At 43.1% G+C, this 15187-nt stretch carries 12 protein-coding genes; 4 read left to right on the top strand and 8 right to left on the bottom strand.

Annotated elements, in window-relative coordinates:
- The first annotated feature begins 562 nt into the window (after positions 1-562).
- A complete protein-coding gene (locus tag ACVBJC_RS16860; protein ID WP_447162073.1) occupies positions 563-1147 on the top strand; it encodes a hypothetical protein in 585 nt (194 codons plus the stop codon).
- Between the two features lie 138 nt (positions 1148-1285).
- The gene (locus ACVBJC_RS16855) at positions 1286-1561 is read left to right on the top strand and encodes a hypothetical protein (protein WP_447162072.1); all 276 of its coding nucleotides are present in this window, start codon (positions 1286-1288) and stop codon (positions 1559-1561) included.
- Positions 1562-1777: 216 nt separating this feature from the next.
- Here the strand turns inward: ACVBJC_RS16855 and ACVBJC_RS16850 are convergent, their stop codons facing one another.
- The 3 genes from ACVBJC_RS16850 to ACVBJC_RS16840 all read right to left on the bottom strand — a co-directional run bounded on the left by ACVBJC_RS16850 (position 1778) and on the right by ACVBJC_RS16840 (position 8290).
- Positions 1778-3385: a hypothetical protein gene (locus ACVBJC_RS16850; protein WP_447162071.1), complete on the bottom strand. Its 1608-nt coding sequence runs from the start codon at positions 3383-3385 to the stop codon at positions 1778-1780.
- A 1204-nt stretch (positions 3386-4589) separates the two neighbouring features.
- Positions 4590-5618, bottom strand: coding sequence for a protease SohB (gene sohB, locus ACVBJC_RS16845; protein ID WP_447162070.1), 1029 nt, complete (start codon positions 5616-5618; stop codon positions 4590-4592).
- Positions 5619-5764: 146 nt separating this feature from the next.
- The gene (locus tag ACVBJC_RS16840; RefSeq protein WP_447162069.1) at positions 5765-8290 is read right to left on the bottom strand and encodes a VolA/Pla-1 family phospholipase; all 2526 of its coding nucleotides are present in this window, start codon (positions 8288-8290) and stop codon (positions 5765-5767) included.
- A gap of 262 nt (positions 8291-8552) precedes the next feature.
- On the opposite strand from ACVBJC_RS16840, the gene ACVBJC_RS16835 reads away from it, so the two are divergent.
- Entirely contained in the window at positions 8553-9290 is a 738-nt protein-coding gene (locus ACVBJC_RS16835) for a YciK family oxidoreductase (protein WP_447162068.1), read from the top strand.
- Between the two features lie 137 nt (positions 9291-9427).
- On the opposite strand, the gene rluB is transcribed toward ACVBJC_RS16835, so the two are convergent.
- From rluB to rnm, 5 genes are all read right to left on the bottom strand, one after another.
- Entirely contained in the window at positions 9428-10300 is an 873-nt protein-coding gene (gene rluB, locus ACVBJC_RS16830; protein ID WP_447162067.1) for a 23S rRNA pseudouridine(2605) synthase RluB, read from the bottom strand.
- Positions 10293-10889 carry an SMC-Scp complex subunit ScpB gene (gene scpB, locus ACVBJC_RS16825; RefSeq protein WP_447162066.1) on the bottom strand — a complete coding sequence of 199 codons (597 nt, stop codon included), beginning with the start codon at positions 10887-10889 and terminating at the stop codon, positions 10293-10295. The genes rluB and scpB overlap by 8 nt, the downstream gene beginning before the upstream one ends.
- A complete protein-coding gene (locus ACVBJC_RS16820) occupies positions 10890-11678 on the bottom strand; it encodes a segregation and condensation protein A (RefSeq protein WP_447162065.1) in 789 nt (262 codons plus the stop codon).
- 185 nt (positions 11679-11863) lie between these two features.
- A complete protein-coding gene (locus ACVBJC_RS16815; protein ID WP_447162064.1) occupies positions 11864-12484 on the bottom strand; it encodes an L-threonylcarbamoyladenylate synthase in 621 nt (206 codons plus the stop codon).
- On the bottom strand, positions 12481-13359 hold the full coding sequence (gene rnm, locus ACVBJC_RS16810) for an RNase RNM (RefSeq protein WP_447162063.1): 879 nt from the start codon (positions 13357-13359) through the stop codon (positions 12481-12483). The genes ACVBJC_RS16815 and rnm overlap by 4 nt, the downstream gene beginning before the upstream one ends.
- A 422-nt stretch (positions 13360-13781) precedes the next feature.
- Here rnm and ACVBJC_RS16805 point away from each other — a divergent pair, with 422 nt between their 5' ends.
- The gene (locus tag ACVBJC_RS16805) at positions 13782-15185 is read left to right on the top strand and encodes a multiheme c-type cytochrome (protein ID WP_447162062.1); all 1404 of its coding nucleotides are present in this window, start codon (positions 13782-13784) and stop codon (positions 15183-15185) included.
- Positions 15186-15187: the final 2 nt, after the last annotated feature.

Raw genomic sequence — 15187 nt, 5'->3', positions numbered from 1 at the left:
TACAGATGGTTCACTCAAAAGCGGTGAACAGCGCTTCATACGACCTCACGTCGCACGCCCCAAAGTGAGTTAGCCTTGGAATGAAGGCTGATTACATTTTTTGTCTGTATCCTTGCTATGGGTTAGCCCATTTGAGCTTTTAGCTAAGTAGCTATTAATCGCCTCCAGCGGGGTATGTGCAGACACTGCCGTGACACGCTGCAAGTCCTTCCCTGGAAGCTCGGCCATGACGTCCATGTCATGGACGGTCACGGCCGTGTCTACACCTGATAATAGGTGTACTCAATTTAGGTTGGTGTTGCTTGATGTCCAACACGGAAATGCCCCTTTATTATTTAGAGTAAAGACTCATTCCCATTCCGTTAATGTGCGTTTACCCTATCTATAGTTATCCGAATTAACCCCATCTAGCAGTTTTGTTTCACAGAGCAATTTATCCTCTAAGCATAGTTATTAACCTATTGATTATAAATTGAAGTGATAAATGAAAGACGGCATTATGTGAGGATTAGAAGCGGCTGTTAACCGTATAGAAAGTATTATATTGTTATTGGAGTTTAGCGTGAAAAGTGATGAACTAATATATTCTATCCGTGAGCTTATCTCTGATGTTGCGATAGAAGTAGATCAAGATGCAGATCTTTATCCCATTGTTTCTGTTGATAACAGCGCAGACTACAATTCTATCATTGATAGCCTATATCTATTGGAAGATACTCAATTAGCAATACAAGCGTTTATTACCCGTGATGAATCCTTATCATTTGGTGAAATTTACCTTTACTTTTATGGTGTCTTCAACGCTGTTTATATGCAGCAGCAAGCGTTGTTGGTGATTCTTCGAAAGATGAACTTAAAGTTCGATCCCAAGGTACTTAGAGATTGCAAAATCTTTGATCTTCGTAATAGCTTTGCTGCTCACGGCGCAAATAGGGGCGGACGAGATGTAAAGGAACATAGTTTTATCCTAGATCGACATGCCTTAAAAACGGGGAAAGTTTCTGGTTATTCAGCGAACCACGAAAGTGGTTTTGTCTCTCATGATTATCAAATCAGCGAGTTGATGAACGAATGGGACAAAATATTGCTGGTTCACATAGAGTTAATTCACTCTAAAATCAGCATCAACAGTGAATTGACAATATAGCGTAACATTGATGCTTCAAGGTAAATTAGATAATGGAAAGAAGACCAAGGAAATCTGAAGAGTTATTTATGAATTTGGGATATGACCATTTTTGTCTGCTTAGTGCTGCGTTGTATGCCAGTCATAAAAAGGATATTTATGCCTAATTTTCTTATCGAGTTCTTTTATGTTTTGGCCTTATCTAAGAAAACACAGTGGGCATTAATACTTGGTGTAGTTCTTCACTTTGCTATTACTTTATTAGGTGAACATATGGTAGCCAATTTCGAGCTTCAAGGATCTATGAAGGCGCTAGAAGAGGTGATTTCAAATAAGTTTCTTCGTAAATATGACAAAATAGCTTTATTCACTTTGGTTTCGTTTTGGGTGTTAGCGGTTAAGTTTTATATAAAAGACAAAAAGCGGCTCGCCTAATAGGAATATAACAAGAGACAACCAGCACAGCCATTGTTAATGTTCTGTAAGTGTCGTAACTAAGTTTTGCCCCATTATTAGTTTCACAAGACTAAAAGAACAATTTATATAATGAGATTAGACCAAATAAAAGTAATGTTATTAGGTTTGGAACAAAAGCAACTCAGACGCTGCTCAAGCACTTGAGTAACGTCTGTATTTATACTCTATAGATAATTAGTGTATGGGTGTTCCGAGTATAATTGAAAGCTCTTTTTCAAAAGTCGATTTTTTAGACTTAAGAACATGGTCAATTCGTAAGTAGTATCTAACTAGATCGTCAACCACATCTTTATCGGGAGAATATATATCGAACTTCTTAGTAGCATTATCAATAATAAGCTTGCTAAGCTTTTGATTACCAGAAGCATCCAGATCGTTGATTAATTTGACCACCATCTCAAGATAATATACGTATTGGCTATCGGTAAGTTTGTTCGACTTAACTAAGGTATAAAATGTACTACCAAGCGTGGTAGCCGCCCAGCGAATAGGTACACTGCTGGCATTCAATTTAATCTTGTTATCTTTATCAAAATTATATGTGGCAGCCCCCACCCAGTCTCTTAATGCAGATAAGGACTCATACATGAGATAGTCGAAACAAGTCGGAAACTCTTTCTCTGTGTCTACATCCTGGGAAGGCGCATAGTTCCTAAGTATTTCATCCACATAATTTTCTATATACATCAGCCACATATTGTCTTGATGACCCGTATGGATGGCTCTCGATGTCATCACATTGAAGAAGTAGATACTTACGAAAATAGGGCATGCCCATTTATCTTCTTCGTAATAGGTGTATGAGTAAGGTTGATTGTAATAACTGTCTTCGCCTTTTTGTTTTTTGATAAATTCTAGTGTGTAATCCCCTATGGGTTTCCAGATACTAACTTGAGAAGCTATTTCGATATCTTTAAAATAAAAACTCAATAGCGGGTTAGAATCATCAATGTAATACTCTCCTGTGTAAGAACAGTTTTGGTTATCTCGAAGTTCTCGATATAGAGGACTGGATGTATTCGCAATTAGTTCTTTCAAAAACAACGTTGTAAATTCGTCATTAGCACTAAAACGGACGGTTGTAAATTTTGCACAAAGCAGTGGTTGTGTTTGGGCTAAGTGTCTGACGAAAAGGTTGGACTTAAATAATTCGGCGATGCTTATCGATACATTTCCCTTGTATTTGCTGTTATCGGGCAAGCAATATGATATTGCAAAAGCAAAAGGCTTCATCAAATTAACGAGAGTTGTTTTGGCGCGACTACTCATTGAACTATCATCAGATTTTTCGCCCAGCTCCAAATCAATTAATTCCCGAATAGATGGACGATAAGGTGCCAGTAATTTAGAGCGAATTCGGTCTAACCAATGATCTTGAAAAGTTCTGATAAATTGATGATGGTACTTATCTAGTAAGAATGCCAACGGTTCGAATCGCTGATTTCTTAGCAAATGACTTGATGCTTTCTGCCAATCAGAAATTTTAGATTTAGGAAGCCTTTTCCCTCCAAGCTTTACAGCTAGGTAAAGTAAGATTGCAACGATAGCTGTAAAGGCGGTGAGTTTCTCATTAAAACCCCATAGCCATTCCAGAGGTAGGGCTAGGCCAACAGTATTCAACACAGGAAGATAGATCGTGTAGAGTAAAGTGACGACAAGAAATAAAATCACAGACTTATTCGCCCATGAGAACCTAAGTTTTAAGTCAATTCGTTTCTCTTCAGCGAGTAGAGTGTATCCAGCGACTAAAATTGCCAGAACAGTTAAGGCGTTTGAGTCCAATTTATTACCTTTATTAATTTCAATTTAGATATGCGGTAGGTATGTGGGGTGAGTGTAAACTTTAATTGATACCCATGCATTTACTAATCCCACAGCCAACTCTTAGGCCCTTTGGACTAAAAGATATGTGGGGGCAGTGTAAACTTTAATTGATACCCATACATTTACTAATCCAACTATCCATTTTTAGACCCTTTGCACTAACGCATTAATGTCCAGAAACGAGTTAGCGAACGCTGGAAGTATCTATGATCACCAAGCGATTATGTCGTATAAGCATAACTTTTAAAAAGCACTAATCTCACCACGAAGCGCTTCGCTTTCACGGAGGTCACGGAGAAGATCGTAGAGCAAAAGATTAAAATGTTTGATGACGAGCCTTTTACTGTTGCTTTTGTTCTAGCTGTTGCTTTTCTTCGTGTAGCGTAGCGCTCCGTGTCCTCCGTGGTGAATAGCTTTTGTCCAAAAGTGAGTTATAGCTCCTTTTATTTTTGCCATAACTTCAAAGCTAAATAATCCCAGCTGGCTTACAGAAAACACCAATTCCCCATCGAAGTTGCCGAAGTACGTTGGAAACTCTTTATGAACCAGAGTCGCGTGATGCCGACAGGGATGTCGGCGTAGCTTTCGCGGGGCAGGATGCCCCATCGGAAGCGGTAGCTATTTATCCATAAGTATGAGGCCCGTATCTAATGCATGTAACTTCGTCGGGGCGGCTCGGGTGATGCAAGAGGGGGAAGCTGTTGTCCCCCTTTTGCCCGTGTGTGAGCTGCAAGCTCACGACCTTTATCAAACGAAGTTTGATTGATTTGGCTTTAGATTTAGCTCAGCGGCAAGCGCCGACAAACTTTTGTCCATTTTCGAGTCAGCGAAACTGCGCTGACTCTGTGATCACCAAGCGATTATGTCGTATAAGCATAACTTTTAAAAAGCACTAATCTCACCACGAAGCGCTTCGCTTTCACGGAGGTCACGGAGAAGAGCGTAGAGCAAAAGATCAAAATGTTTGATGAAGAGCCTTTTTGTTCTAGCTGTTGCTTTTCTTCGTGTAGCGTAGCGCTCCGTGTCCTTCGTGGTGAATAGCTTTTGTCCAATAACGAGTTATGGTTTTAGTGTAATGGCATAGCTAATTAACCCTGTTAATTCTAAGCATAAAAAAACCTGCAAAGTGCAGGTTTTTTCTGGTGGTAAAACCGAGGCTCAATTACTTAAGCGGCTGGTTTTTCTCTGCAAACTGATTAAAAATTGCGTTAAATGACAATGATGCACCATGGGCAATCTTATCTGACAGCGTCTTCTTAAGCTGATAACGCACCTTAATAACGGTGCGCTCTTTTGCCAGATTCATGATCACATCATCACTGGTTGAGATCTCATCAACTAAGCCTAGTTCAATCGCTTGTTGACCATACCAGTGCTCACCTGTAGCAACCTTTGCAATATCTAGGTCTGGACGATATTTCGCAATGAACTCTTTAAAGAGTACATGGGTCTCTTCTAGCTCTTTTTGGAACTTTTCACGGCCTTCATCGGTATTTTCGCCAAAGATGGTTAAGGTGCGCTTAAAGTCGCCAGCAGTATGCTGCTCATAATCAATATCGTGCTTTTTCAATAAACGATTAAAGTTAGGCACCTGAGCAACCACACCAATTGAGCCAACAATAGCAAACGGCGCAGAGTAAATCTTATTCGCTACACAAGCCATCATATAACCACCACTAGCAGCGACTTTATCAACACAAATACTTAATGGGATCTCAGCTTGTCGTAAACGGTCAAGCTGGCTTGAGGCTAAACCATAGCCATGAACCATACCACCGCCGCTTTCGACATTAACAATCACTTCATCGCCTTTATCTGCAATAGCGAGAATGGCACTGATCTCTTCTCGCAATGACGCAACTTCACCCGCGTCGATGCTGCCTTTAAAATCAACAACGAAAACCTTAGGTTCAGTTTCTTCGACGTTATCTTTTTGTTCTTTTTCTTTGGCTTTCTCGTCTGCTTTTAACTGCTTTTCATAAGCTTTAAATGCTTTCTTAGATAGCAACTCTTCTTTCAAGTCATGCTTCAACAGCTTTAGGTTATCACTTAGATTCGTTAGCTTAAGTTCACCCTTATCAGCCTTGTGCTTAATCGTTGAGGCCAGCACTACAATCACGACAGCCAAAATAGCCACTACGATAGTGACAGCCTTAGCCAAAAACAAACCGTACTCGTACAGAAATTCCAAAATATTCTCCAGCTAAACCAATTCTATCTCTTCAATTGCGAGCTATTCTACCAGCCTATTTGGCAATAAAACATGCCAATAAAAAACCCAGCTTTCGCTGGGTCTTTTTTTGCACAAAATTGGCAATATGCGCTAGCTAATCTAGCCTACGGGCAGCTTTGGATCACACTGCTGTCTTGCACTAATATCGTTGCAGAGCCTTTACCTGCTGTTAGCGCAAATGCTGCCACTTCTTGCTGCATTTCAACTGTCGCTTGAGCCGCCATGCCATCTGTTACGCCATCAATCTCATCAGGGCTAACAATTGAGCTATGGTGGCCTTTACTAAAGCGCACCGCACCTGAGCCAGCTTCTGTTCTATCAATACACTTAAGACCAAGATTCGCAATCAAAGGCTCAGTACCTGATAGTGGGAAACCCTCAACCGTATTTGGCAATACCTGATCCGGTTTATTGCTACCATCGCCAACCACTTCGATTAAGTGAACAGGTAGCTGTGTGCCTGCAAGTGATGTTGCGTGGTTAATCGGATCCGCGCTATCAAATGCTGTTTGGACTGCAAACGCAAAGGTTGGAATAAACTCAGCGTAAACCGCTGCGACAATCGCATTGTATTCATCACTGCCCTCTTGTGCATCATTAACATTGGCTTCATCAACAAGAGCCTGGAATGACTCTGTAGCGACTATGGTGTCAAATAGTACAGGACCAAAGGTTGCTGAGCCTGCAAACGCACCAGCTAGGCCACCCGCAGGAGCCACTAAAGATGCAGCATTAACAACATAAGCATTTGGCAACTCAGTGCCACTTGCAGGATCTCTTAGACCAGTAGATGCATAGTTGGAGAACGTTGTACCAACGATGCCACCTAAACTTAAGCCCTGAGCACTGATTTTGCTGATATCAAAAATCTGAGGCTGCTGGGCTTGAGCAAGACCTAGATATAAACCTGTTAGAGCCGCACGCAATGCTAAATGGTCAACCGTTGCTTGGCGGAAATTATCACGCACAGTCAAGGTGCTAGCAATGTTAACAAAAGCCAGGGGATTACCGTTTTTAAAGGCATCGGGTGTACCGACAACAGCGCCATAGCTTGGATCCGTTGCTGATACTTCATAAATGCCATCACCATCGGCGTCAAATGAGCGCGCACCATGCAGTGGCATATCAATTGATATAGTAGCGATACCTGATGCAGCGTAAGTACCTGCATAAGCAAGAGCCATCTCTTTACCGCCGCCTAAACCATGCATAGCAATCGTTGTAGGCCAGCCGTTAGTCGGCGGCGTAAACGGTAAGCCTTGTTGCTGATAAAAACCGGCAAGCTTAGTCGCGTTAGGTAAGGTAATTTGTACAGCAACTTTCTCATATCCCTTAATCGCTGGGATTGGGTTGAACTTAGTAAGATGCTTAGCTGGATCTGCAGGAGTACCATCATCTAACAACCAGGTTTTACCTGCAAGCAACGCAGGATTGGTCAAAGCTGCAACCGCATCAACGCCTTGAGCTTCTGCTTGGGCAAAATAATTGGCTTGGCTTAGCGTTTGAGCTTCTAACGCCAATAGCACTGAAACAGGGCTATCGCCTTGCGCTTTCCAGTGGCCGTTTATTAAAGGGTTCAGATCTGCATCCAAACACGCAACCGAAGAGCAGTCGCCATAAATAGGCACTTGAATTTCAGCCTTATAAACATCTGCTAAGTCTGAAACCACATAAGCAAGGCCATCAGCTGGCGTTAAACCAGCGGCTTGGGCAACTGTAATCACATTACCGCCCATAACAACCGGAGCAGGCATTGCAGTTAATTTGGGCGCGTATGGGTTGCCCTCTCTTGGGTCAACCATCAATAATTTGGTGGTTTCATAAACATCAGCCACTGACTGCGTCGTAAATAGTCCCGAGTAAGTCACCTCTTCAGAATTCGGACCACCTGCTGCAGCCATACCTTTTTCGTAACTGTTAACTAGAGTTTGTAAAAACAGCTGGTCAGGGGTTTCTAATGGCTTAGTTTCAATATCAAGTTTTAATAAACCGTAAGTGGCAGACGGCGCAATTGGACGCCCAGCGGAATCTTGAATAAGCGTTGTAGTTGCATAAATATATGACTGACCAGCTTTTAGTGGCTTAAGAGGGATAATCGCCACTTTATTGCCTGAGGCTTGGGAAACGTAATCAACGCCAAATTGTAATTCATCGCCCACTTTACAGGCCGAGACAGAAGGTGCGCCGCTACATTCAGGATCCGATGACAGTGCGCCGCCAACGGTTGCTTCAAATACGCGAACAGCACCCGGCTGAGCAACGGATGCGGCATCAATCGTCAACACTGCGCCATCGTTATCTGTTGCTGGCATAACATCGATAGTAATTGGTGATGTCGTCGACCAACCATCGAGTGCACCTAATGCAATTTGGGGATCAGTATAATCACCATTCTCTTCACTTGGCGCATCTGGATCATCACTTTTGGGAATATTGATAGTGCCATCCATTGTGCCATTAAACAGTAAATCGTTTGGCAGTGGGAGTTGGCCATCAGCCGGATCAAAAACCATAACAGACTGAGGGACCAAAGGCTCAGTTTTGTCCACTAATTCATCATAAGTATCTTCGCTACACGCGGTGAGCCCCAATGCAGAGGTTATTGCTACGCCCAAAAAGAGTTTTTTCATCTTTTTTCCCCAAATCTTGTTGTAATAATTTTGTTTTCACTTCGAAATTGGTCACAATAGTAAATAATGTATGACCAAGAGGACTTATTGTTAGTCCTTAACTGAATTCAAGTTAACGTAAAATTATTGACTTAGCTACATTTTTGTCACAATCGAACACCAATTAAGCGGGCAAAAATTAATCGTATGTTTTAAACGGCTGTTTATCATATCAGCGACTCTAGAAGTGACGGGCGTTTGAGCTCTGAGGAAGTATTAACTCATGTTGGAATATCAAGCAGTAAAAGATTTACTAAAAGACAAAACCATCTTAGTGACTGGGGCAGGAGACGGTATTGGCAAGGCCGCGGCGATCGCTTTTGCAAAGCACGGCGCAACGGTGATTTTATTAGGCAAGACAGTTAAAAAACTAGAAGCCGTATATGATCACATTGAACAAGCGGGCTACCCTACACCCGCCATTGTTCCCCTCGATCTGAAAGGTGCTACAGAACAAAACTATAAAGATATGGCTGACACCATCGATGAGCAGTTCGGTAAGCTAGATGGGTTGCTACATAATGCCAGTGTACTGGGTGTTTTAGGTCCGTTTGAACACATAACAATGAGCACCGTAAATGAAGTGATGCAAGTGAACGTCATTGCAGAGATCATGCTGACTAAGGCCTTGCTGCCTGTTATGCGTAAATCAACCAGCGCATCACTCGTATTTACTTCTAGCAGTGTTGGTCGCCAAGGCCGTGCCTACTGGGGCGAATATGCTATCTCTAAATTCGCAACAGAGGGCATGATGCAGTCTTTAGCACATGAGTATGAAGGCACTAATGTGCGTGTTAACAGCATCAATCCTGGTGCAACTCGCACGGGTATGCGTGCAAATGCATTCCCTGCAGAGAACCCACAAACCCTAAAAGCACCAGATGACATCATGGCCACTTACCTGTATTTAATGGGTGATGACGCTAAAGAGATCAACGGCCAGCAACTTAACGCTCAGTAAGCGAAACATCGCCATACTGGCACGATAGAAACAAAACACTATCGGCACCACAGGATAGACACAAAAAGATAGCAACAAAAAGGCCGCTAAATTAGCGGCCTTTTTTATTCAGACAGTCTCCCGTCTTAAGATAAGAGTTAGCTACGCTGACGCGTAGGCTTGGGCTTACCTGAAGCCACTTTATGTTTGTGTACAGCACGCTTAATCTTAGCACTACGTACTTTGTTACGCGCAACACTGTGCTTGTCAGTACCTAGTAATGTACGGGTTTCTTCATCCATACCAGCCGTTTTGCGTAAGTAGTTCACTTCTTCAATTGGCAGTTCAATCCAACCACCACGTGGCAGGGCTTTAGGTAGTTCAATCATACCGTAACGAATACGGATCAAACGACTCACCTGAACTTCTTGTGACTCCCAAAGGCGTCGAACTTCGCGGTTACGGCCTTCAGCTAAGCTAACGTGCCACCACTTGTTCATGCCTTCGCCACCAGCAGCTTTAACTTTATCAAAGTTAGCTGGGCCATCTTCTAGCGTCACGCCCATACGTAAACGCTGAATACAGCCATCGGTCACTTCACCAAACGTACGCACAGCGTATTCACGCTCGACTTCATTTGATGGGTGCATCAGGCGGTTTGCCAATTCACCGTCAGAGGTAAACAACAATAGACCTGAAGTGTTAATATCCAATCGTCCTACTGCAACCCAGCGTGAATCGCGAGTTTTTGGTAAACGATCAAATACCGTTGGGCGACCTTCTGGGTCTTTGCGACTACAGATCTCACCTTCAGGCTTATGGTAGGCGATGACTCGACAAACCACATCTGCTTCAGCACGAATAGAAACTGTACGGCCATCGATACGGATTTTAGCGTCAGTTTCAACGCGATCACCTAGGCTTGCAATTTCACCGTCAACACTAACTCGACCTGCAGCAATCCATGCCTCCATCTCACGACGGGAGCCATGGCCTGCACGGGCCAAGACTTTCTGCAATTTTTCACTCATTAGTAGACTCTTCTGTATTTTCGGCCACGATTTTTTCTGATGAAAAAAGTGCGGCCAATGATTCGGCATCTGACAAAGGTGGAAGTTCCACAATACTGTCTAAGCCGAAATAAGCTAGAAACTCGACCGTCGTTGCATAAAGCGCGGGTCTTCCCGGCACCTCTTTATGTCCTACAACTTTAATCCAATTTCTATCGTTTAAACTTTTTATAATGTGGCTGCTAACAGCAACCCCACGGACAAACTCAATGTCACCTCGGGTGACGGGTTGACGGTAAGCAATGACCGCCAACGTTTCTAATGTCGCACGCGAATATTTCGGCGCTTTTTCTTGCCATAGCGGTTGTAAAAATGGACTCAACTCAGCCAATGTCTGAAATCGATATCCTCCCGCTACTTTTACTAATTGTACACCTCGATTCTCATAATCGAGCTGTAACTCATCGATACATGCCTTAATTTTTACCCGTGACACATTAAATTGAGACAATACAGTCTCTTTCAATGCTTTAATTGTCATCGGCTTAGCCAACACAAATAGGCTGGCCTCAATTAACTGCTTAAGCTGGTCTGGATTTATCTGAGACAATCAGTACGCCCTAACATGTATCGTTGAAAATGGCTCAGCTTGCACAAGCTCAACCAGCAACTCTTTAACTAATTCCATTAACGCTAGGAAACTCACGACCACACCGCTGCGCCCCTCTTCAAAATCAAACAGCGCTTCGAACGGTAAATAGGTTTCAGCATTAAGTTTCGCTAAAATCTGTGCCATACGTTCGCGAGTCGATAACACTTCTCGCACGACATGGTGGCTTTCTGTCGCTTCAATACGCTTTAATACTGATGAAAATGCTCTGGCAATCTCAGTCAGTGAGACCTCTGGAGGCAGTAACTCAGGCTTGATGTTGGCGGCAGGAACCGCTTTTGCCTGAAATAAATCGCGCTCCATTCTAGGCAATTCATCCAGCTTTTCCTGCGCATCTTTGATCACTTCATAGGCTTTCAATTGACGGATCAACTGGGCCCGAGGATCTTCTTCATCTTCATGCTCAACTTCAGGCCTTGGTAGCAATAAGCGAGACTTAATCTCAGCTAAGGTTGCTGCCATGACAAGATAATCTGCCGCCAGCTCCACACGAGCTCCCTGCAGCAAATTAACGTACTCAAGGTACTGTTGCGTAATAGAGAAAACCGGTAAATCTACAACATCAAGTTTTTGTTTGCGGATTAAATAAAGCAGAAGATCTAATGGCCCTTCAAAAGACTCGAGAAAAACCTCTAACGCCTCTGGTGGAATAAAGAGGTCTTTTGGCATCACCTTGAACGGCTGGCCTCGAACAACGGCTAAAGGCAATTTTTGCTGAACGCCCTCCATCCGTAAACCCTCTATATTTTCGCAGACGCGCGATTATACCTGTATACCTAAGCTAGCTCAAGCTGCTCGTTTCAGACAATAGCGAGAAGTGACTTAGGGATCAATATATGTTGATTAAAGCTATAGGCCGTTATCAGTACAGCTATTAATGGTTTCTATTAATAACGGCAACAACGGCCGTCAAACTAAAGGAATGGCGTTACGTCGCCAGCACCTTCACGAACCACCTCTATTTCACCCTCTGACAAGTCGATGACCGTCGTCGGCTTTTCACCTAAGTAGCCACCGTGAATAATCAAGTCGACCTGATGTTCTAGGATGTCGCGAATATGCTCAGGATCAGACTCTGTAAACTCTTGTCCTGGCAAAATTAAGCTGGTTGACATTAATGGCTCACCTAACGCTTCAAGCAGCGCGAGTGCGATCACATTATTAGGAACGCGAATACCAATTGTCTTCTTCTTTGGGTTTTGAAGACGCTTAGGCACTTCTTTTGACGCCATAAAGATAAACGTATAAGGTCCTGGTGTATTTTGTTTAAGTAATCGATAGGCTTGATTATCAACGCGAGCATAAGTTGCCAGCTCTGATTGATCGCGGCACATTAGCGAAAAATTATGATCATTTTCAATCTGCCTGATACGCGCAATTTTGCTCATCGCGTTTTTATCGCCAATTAAGCAACCTAATGCATAGCCAGAATCGGTTGGGTACACAATCACACCACCGCTTTTTATCACATTCACTGCTTGGCTAATTAAGCGGGTTTGAGGGTTTTCCTCATGCATATAAAAAAACTGACTCATTGTACTACCTTCCATTTCTCTGATTGCCAAACCCAGTTCACGCCTTGGGGTTGGTACATATTTTTTCCGATTTCAATCCAACTACCTGGAAAATGAAAATCACTGCCTAACGAGCATGCCAGCCCATTTTGAATACTGAGCGAAATGAGATTGTTGCGATCATCTATAGTCTGCTGTCCAAGCACCACTTCAATCGCATCACCAGCGGCTTCTTTATATTCACGTACTAAACGCTTAAGCCATTTAGCCGACAACTTATAACCGCTCGGGTGTGCCAATACCGATACCCCACCCGCTTGATGAATTATCTCAATCGCGCTGGCCATATCACCCCAATTATTAGGTACATAGCCCGTTTTACCGCGCGCTAAATATTTTTTAAATACATTGGCAGTGTTAGTAGCATAACCTTTTTCAGCGAGCCAACGAGCATAATGGCCACGACTAATCGCCGCATCACCCGCATAAGCTTTTGCGCCTTCATAAGCGCCTTCAATACCCGCCTTGGCTAAACGCTCACCAATCTCTTGGGCCCGTGTTGATCGTAACTCACGTTGGTTAAATAAAAATGCGGCCAACTCGACATTATCGATATCTACATTGAGTGCAACGATATGAATATCAAAATTATTCCAACGGGTTGAGATCTCAACACCGTTAATCAGCTCTAATGGGGTTTCATGAGACTGATTAAAGTCATGGGCTTCTTTCAAGCCCTCTGTCGTATCGTGATCGGTAATGGCAAACATATGCACGCCTTTACTTATCGCGCGTGCTATTAATTCTGATGGGGTTAATTGACCATCGGATGCGGTCGTGTGGCTGTGCAAGTCAACCAATTTAATGTCTGTGGTATTTTCATCTTTCATGGGCATATGATACTTGAGTTTATCCAGTAAAGGTGACTTTAATCCGGTTTTTAGTCATTTACTCCAACTCAAGCGCCTAAACCGACTTAAAAACCCACACTTTTATATTAAACATTAACAGAGAAACATCGGTTATCCGCTTCATTTAGCCGCAACCATTTACACGCATATTAAATAGGCCTTTTACTCCTTATAAAATCAAAAAAACGATTCGACTAATTAAGTAAACCCATTTATACATTTTTTTGAACACACTCAACAAATACCAGCTATTTCAACCACTTTACATGTTCACATCGACAGTTCCAGCGCTATAAATCACTTATTATTGTTACGCCATTAATGGTTCTTACCAGGTTCAACGTCCTCATCAGTTAAGCGAGGTTGAGCCATCAAATCATTACCCTTGTTATAGAGTAAATATAAAAATGAAAAAGACATACCTAGCATTAGTGCTACTGAGTACTATGCCCTTGCTAGCTCATGCCGAAAAAGAGATGGAATTTGCACCTTCATATCTGAGTGTTGAAGGTGATAAAAAGCCGGAGTTAAAACAATGGCGCGACGCTAAAAGCTGCAAAGGCTGCCACCCTCGGCAGTGGAAAGGCTGGCAAGGCTCTATGCACTCCATTGCCTTTATCGACCCTGTGTTTCAAGCTGAATGGGCGATGGGGGAAAAAGAAACCAATGGGGCAGCCAAAAATCTATGCGGTGGTTGCCACACAGTGCTAGGTACCGTAACCCAAACCGTTGAGTTTAAATCTGAATCCGGTAAGTTTGGCGGTTTCACGACCCAAGCAATTGCTAATCAAGGCGTATCTTGTGAAGTCTGTCATAGCGTCGTTGATACCAACATGTCCCACACAGCCATGGGTGAGCACGGTAATGCGTCATTAGCTATCGCCAATGACAAAGTTAAACGCGGTCCATTTGACGACGCTAAGCCTCGTGGCCACAAAGCCGAGTATTCTGAGCTGCATACTAAATCAGAGTTTTGTGCCAATTGTCATAATGTGTTCAACCCTGTTCACGATAACTTTGCGCTAGAACATACTTATGATGAATGGAAAAAGTCAGCCTACGCTGCTGCCGACATCCAATGTCAGGATTGCCATATGGTGCCAGTGGAAACCGCCATGCGCGTGGCTGATGAAATGCTGCCTGCAAACAAGCTTGTGGATCACCGTTTAGGTGGTAAAGCCGCATCTGGTGGGCCGATTAGAAGCTTAGTGCACGACCATGGTTTTGTTGGTGGTAACGCTGTGCTGGCTCCATTACTGGGTGTTGAAAATGGCCAGGCTCACGCAAATGAAGCAATTAAGCGTTTAAAAACAGCCGCAGCTTTAGATGCTGAAGTCACAGGAACCGTGACTTCCCCAGTACTTGAAGTGACGGTGCACAATCGCCGTGCAGGCCATGACTTACCGACTAGTCTCACCTTTATTCGCCAGATCTGGCTAGAAGTGATTGTGCGTGATGTAAACGGTAAGGAGATCATGCGTTCTGGTTCATTAACGGCAGACAATGCATTACCGGAAGGTACAGTGGTTTTTCAAGACACCTCTGTAGATGTTCACGGTAAGCCTGAACATAAACCTTGGAGGGTCGCCAACTTCTCAGTACAAAATACGATTCCAGCCAAAGGCTCGAAAACAGTTAACTACCCGTTTACTCTGCCTACTGGCGTGGCGGAATATAGTGTTGAAACCAAGCTACATTATCGCTCGTTCGATCAAAGTGTTGCAGATCTACTACTAGAAGATAAAGTGATTGTGCCTTCGGTTGAAATGGTTAGCTTAAGTCAAACCTATCAAGGCTTAATGCGTAAATAATC

It is taken from the genome of Shewanella sp. 0m-6 (assembly GCF_052977325.1).
Note: the sequence above shows the minus strand (reverse complement) of the source record. Positions and strands in the feature narration are given on the sequence as shown.